Source organism: Levilinea saccharolytica (assembly GCF_001306035.1).
Lineage (GTDB): Bacteria > Chloroflexota > Anaerolineae > Anaerolineales > Anaerolineaceae > Levilinea > Levilinea saccharolytica.
This window is the reverse complement of the sequence record NZ_LGCM01000036.1, coordinates 1-1,321: the sequence shown is the minus strand read 5'-3', so window position 1 is coordinate 1,321 and position 1,321 is coordinate 1. Positions and strand designations below refer to the sequence as shown.

The window sequence follows — 1,321 nt, the reverse complement described above, 5'->3', positions numbered from 1 at the left end:
GATTGTGCAAGGGTTTTTCTGTAGGATTGGTCAGGTGACCCAATTGGATTTTTAAAGAACCTTAAGAATTGAACATCGAAAGATAGACTTTGCCTGTCTGCCACTCTTCATCGATCTCCATCAGAACAGCACTAATCAAGCGCAAGCAGGAAGCTTCGTTGGGAAAGATGCTAACCACTTGTGTACGGCGATGAACCTCCTTGTTGACCCGTTCTAGGCCGTTGGTGGTGCGCAGCCTGCGCCGGTGATCAGCCGGGAAGGAAAAAACCGTCAACCCTTCGGGGATGTTCTTTTCCATCCAATCGGCCAAGCGCGAGGCGGTTTTGGCGTACTTCTGCACCGTCTTGGCCAGGTACTGCTCGGCGGTGGCACGGTCGGGGGCATTGAAAATAATGCGAATGTCGTTGGCCACCTCTGCTTGCAGCTCCTTGCGCGGGACATACGCCTGGGCGTTCTGCTGCAGGTGGAATTGGCAGCGCTGCCAGGCGATCCCGCCGAACACCGCTTGCCGGGCGGCTTTGAGACCGGCGTGGTCATCGCTGACGATGAGCTGCACTCCGCCCAAACCCCGTCCAACCAGGCTCTGCAAAAAGGCGCGCCAGTGGACTTCCTGCTCACTGAGAGAGACCGAGACGCCCAAAATGCGCCGTTTACCGGCTGGGTCAACCCCGCTGGCGATCAAAATGGCCGCATCGCGGATTTGCCCGTCCTGGCGCACCTTCTCATAGCGGGCGTCCAGGAATAGGTACACCATCTCGCCCAGGGGTCGCTTACGCCAGGCAGCCAACGTTTCGTCCAGGAGCGCTGCCGCCCGGCTGACCTGCGTGGAAGACATCTCCGTTCCGCATAATTGTTCGGTAATTGCGGCCACTTTGCGGGTCGAAACGCCCTGTACGTACATCTCCGCCAGCGCCAGCCGCAATGCCCGCTCGCTGCGCAATCCTTTCTCCAGCGCCTCCGGGTAGAACCCGCCTTCGCGCACCTGCGGGATGTCGAAGGTGATCTCCCCTAACCGGGTCTTGACCGTCTTGGGCTTGTAGCCGTTGGCGTGACCCTGCCGCTCAGGCGAATGTTCGAACGGCGCAGCACGCAGGTACTTCTGCCGTTCAGCTTGCATGGCGGTGTTGATGACGATGCGGATCAATTCGGGAAGCGCGTCAAATCCCTGGCTGGCAATTTGTTCCAGCAGTTCCGCAGGTAGAGTACAATCGTTGGTGTAGGTCATGTGGCTTTTCCTGTGTCGGTGTGGTAACCCATAGGATACACCTGACCTACAACTTTTGTTAAGGTTCAAATCCTACAGAAACAAGAATACACTAAC

Annotated in this window: 1 protein-coding gene; it reads right to left on the bottom strand. The window is 57.2% G+C overall.

Features of this window, described 5'->3' with window-relative positions; genetic code table 11:
- Positions 1-61: 61 nt before the first annotated feature.
- Positions 62-1,225, bottom strand: a complete 1,164-nt coding sequence (locus ADN01_RS09935; protein ID WP_075071106.1) for an IS256 family transposase — start codon at positions 1,223-1,225, stop codon at positions 62-64.
- Positions 1,226-1,321 lie beyond the last annotated feature (96 nt).

What these genes read in the sequence shown, in the direction of transcription:
- ADN01_RS09935 (WP_075071106.1), bottom strand. Translation starts at nt 1,225, where the DNA reads ATGACCTACACCAACGATTGTACTCTACCTGCGGAACTGCTGGAACAA.